Annotated in this window: 3 protein-coding genes; 2 read left to right on the top strand and 1 reads right to left on the bottom strand. The window is 39.8% G+C overall.

Going from position 1 to position 3214, the window contains the following annotated elements:
• Positions 1 to 223: 223 nt before the first annotated feature.
• Together L1070_RS20075 and L1070_RS20080 are read left to right on the top strand one after the other, a co-directional pair.
• Positions 224 to 481 carry a helix-turn-helix domain-containing protein gene (locus tag L1070_RS20075; protein ID WP_237126903.1) on the top strand — a complete coding sequence of 86 codons (258 nt, stop codon included), beginning with the start codon at positions 224 to 226 and terminating at the stop codon, positions 479 to 481.
• A 239-nt stretch (positions 482 to 720) separates the two neighbouring features.
• Entirely contained in the window at positions 721 to 1320 is a 600-nt protein-coding gene (locus L1070_RS20080; RefSeq protein WP_237126904.1) for a hypothetical protein, read from the top strand.
• Between the two features lie 95 nt (positions 1321 to 1415).
• Here L1070_RS20080 and L1070_RS20085 read toward each other — a convergent pair whose 3' ends face one another.
• On the bottom strand, positions 1416 to 3134 hold the full coding sequence (locus tag L1070_RS20085) for a hypothetical protein (protein WP_237126905.1): 1719 nt from the start codon (positions 3132 to 3134) through the stop codon (positions 1416 to 1418).
• Between the last annotated feature and the right edge of the window lie 80 nt (positions 3135 to 3214).

Here is a 3214-nt window from a genome sequence, read left to right on the forward strand (position 1 = left end):
GCAACACCTAGTGTCCACTTCACTTAAAATCAATGTGAATTAAATGTTGATTTTTTGTTCCTTTGTTAATATCCTTCCCTTGCTTGCCTTACGGTTGTATCATTTGTTTTTCCAACATTGACATCGGTGGCATGCCTTCTATTTTTAACATTTGCATTTCATTGTTAACACTATGTATGTTTAACCTGGAAATATCTCCCCCAACGACAAAAAGGATACGGATGTGATAGAGGGTGATGATTTAAGAGCTATGCGGGTCAATGCTGGTATATCCCAAGACGCGATGGCAAAAAAACTCAACTGTGATAGAAAAACCATCATTAATTACGAATTAGGTGTGAGTGATATTCGTTCAAAACAGCTTTTCAAGTGGTTTTTATATTGTAAGATAGACTCTGAGTCGTTATTAAACGAAATAAAACAGGTCAGAGATATAACCAACGGCAAAGAGAAGCCGAACTTACAGGATGAAGAACCATGAACAAGTTAAGCTCAAAGCATGTTTTTAATGTTATGAATTTTTTTATAAAAACCAGTAATCAACAAAGTGAAGCTGCCGTTGGCAATAGCTTTAAGGAAGCTGTGTGTGAGCTTAGTCTTGATGAGTGCGTTTTAGTGCCAGGTGGGACTGTGCCTGTTAAAAGACCAAGAGCTACAGCTACTAGCCCTCAATTTGTTGAACCTCTTCCCAGCTCTTTCATTGATTCACAAGGATAGATGATGAAACTTTCAAATTTGATACTACTTAGCATCGCATCTGTTGCTATTTTCTACATTCAACTTTGGGATGACAGCATAGTAACGCCTTTACATTTGTCGCTGCTGGGAGTTTGCACGATTTACGCGATATACTCAAAAAGTATTAATATGGCTCACATAGCGGGATTTATCTTAATCATAACAGGTGCAAACCAAGTCATATATGAATCAGGGTTGATCAATAGAGTGACACCAGATGACAATGCAATTCTACAAAGTTTACTTATCTTTGGCACAAATTTACTGTTTAGCCTTATCCTTACCTTGGTGTTAATTTTTAGAGTCCAGTTGTCTAGAATGATCTCGAACTCTAAAAATATTAAGCTGACTCATTTTGATGGTATCTTTCATTGGATTTTCATCTATATGACCGTCATCAACCTTTTAGTTTTGTTGGAGGATATGGCTTATATCATTTTCGATTTTAAATCGTTGACTTTTATATATGATAACTTTGAAGGACTGGTCTATATCGCATGGGCGCTCTGCTGTGGAACTTTGCTGACAATGATGATCTGTGAAGCAAAGTCGAATCACTCAGATGAAGCTAGTGTGCTTTAATCAAAGCTGATGTGCAGGCTGGTTAGGATAATAGCCAGCCTTGACTTACGTTTCGTGTATTTATGCCAATCCTGTTTTTCTTTTCCCGTCTACATTCAAAGCCTATCAAAGATAGAGCTCTTAAAATCCATCGATGTTGACCATGTATGCTTCATGGTTTTAATCGTTATGTTAGGGATTGAGGGAATGTTTAACCAGATCCCTTTTTTTATTGCAAGCTGATGTAGTAAATTGTTCAGTCTCTGGTTAGAACAATACTCAAAGTTCTCGACATTAACTAATGCAACACTAAAGTTCTCTTTGTTTCGCATCTCAAATTCAATCAGTGTATACCATCGGTTTTGATAGTGAATGTCCGCAATAATTACTTGCCGTCGGCAGTAAGAGTTTGAGTCCAAGTAAGACCATTGCCTTTTATCGGCAGGTTTTGTGAGCGGGATATACTCAATGGCTTCTTCTATGGGCCGTAGACTGGCTTTTACGCCCTCAACTTGAGTGAGTAGCTGGATGGCCTCTTCAAATGTCTCAAAGCTGGCTGGTAGGGCTTGTCGACGTGTGCGGATTGGGTTTGCGTGGCCACGACCAGTCTTTGGATCACCAGAATTACCTTGTCCAGTGCCAAGCTGTTGTGGTTCTTTTTCTTTTGGTGCATAGCGTAGTGCACTTATATAGCGACATTGATCTTTTTTAGGCCTATCGACTTTTTTGCCCATGATTGAGCCAAACCTATCGGTTGGTAAGAGCACATGTTCATTGGTTTTATTTCTATTTGGCTCATTTTGACTTTGAAAAGGCTTATCAGCATTTGACGTTTTATGCTTAGGTTTAGGATACGCTGGTTTCTTATCACCATCATTGATTTTATTTTCTCCCTCAGCCTGACCATTGTTATTGTCTCTATCAGCCGTAAGGTGCTCAAAAGGAAATGGTGCTGTACAGTGCTCTATGGCCAATACTAAATATCGCCAGCCACTATTTGAAAGTTCATCTTTAGCAGGAATGAACTTACCTCTGACTTTTAGGTTACTTGAACCTGAGAATGGAAACGCACTCTGGGGATGAAGAAGCTTAGTATTCAAGGAGTGTTTCATTATAGTGTCATGTGGCAGCGTAAAGCCTTCCCAAGCTTCTTTACATGTGAGTGCTCTGCCAATGACCCAACCATCTTCGTCCGACAAGTGCTGCCTTAAATGCAGTATGCAGCGTCTCTCTCCCTCATCAAAGCCACACTTTTCAGTATTAATCACATTCTGCGGCTGATGTTTTAAATCGCCAGAAAAAACAATATGCGCCATATCTGTCGACACGGCGTAATAGAAACGGATTAACTCCATAACAGGAACGAGTATTCCAAAGGGGTCTTCATCATGTTCTATGGCTATCAGGTTAGCCATAAACCCTTTTCCCGTTCGATAAGAGTCGTACGGAATGAGGTTTTTATCCTCAACTTTATGATTACCAGGGATGGATTGAGTGGTGTGTTCGGCGATATGAAGATTATGTAAAAGCTTCGTTTGACCAGCCTTGGCTGCTTGGCATTGGCCATTTAGCCAGATCGAACCGATAGATATAAATGGAAGCTGTCCAACACCAATTTTTATAACTGTTTGGTCATCATAATTTGTGACATGAGTGGAAGCGAGGTGTTTAGCGGTGGAGTCTATGCTTTCATTTTGAATGAGAGGGCTTATTACGATTTGTAAGAAAGGCTCAGAGGGCACGTTTGGGTTGCGTTCAATAGCGCCAAGCCAATCGACCCTCCAATAACGATCGTCACAAGGAAATTCACTAATTTTAGGTATTCCTTGCGACATCTTTACTCTTCCTTACAGTACAAAATATCGTTGTAGTACAAAATAGCGTTGTTTAGTCGCGCTTAACGTTGTAACTCACA

The sequence above is a fragment of the Pseudoalteromonas sp. MMG022 genome, from assembly GCF_021654245.1.
Taxonomy (GTDB): Bacteria; Pseudomonadota; Gammaproteobacteria; order Enterobacterales; family Alteromonadaceae; genus Pseudoalteromonas; species Pseudoalteromonas amylolytica.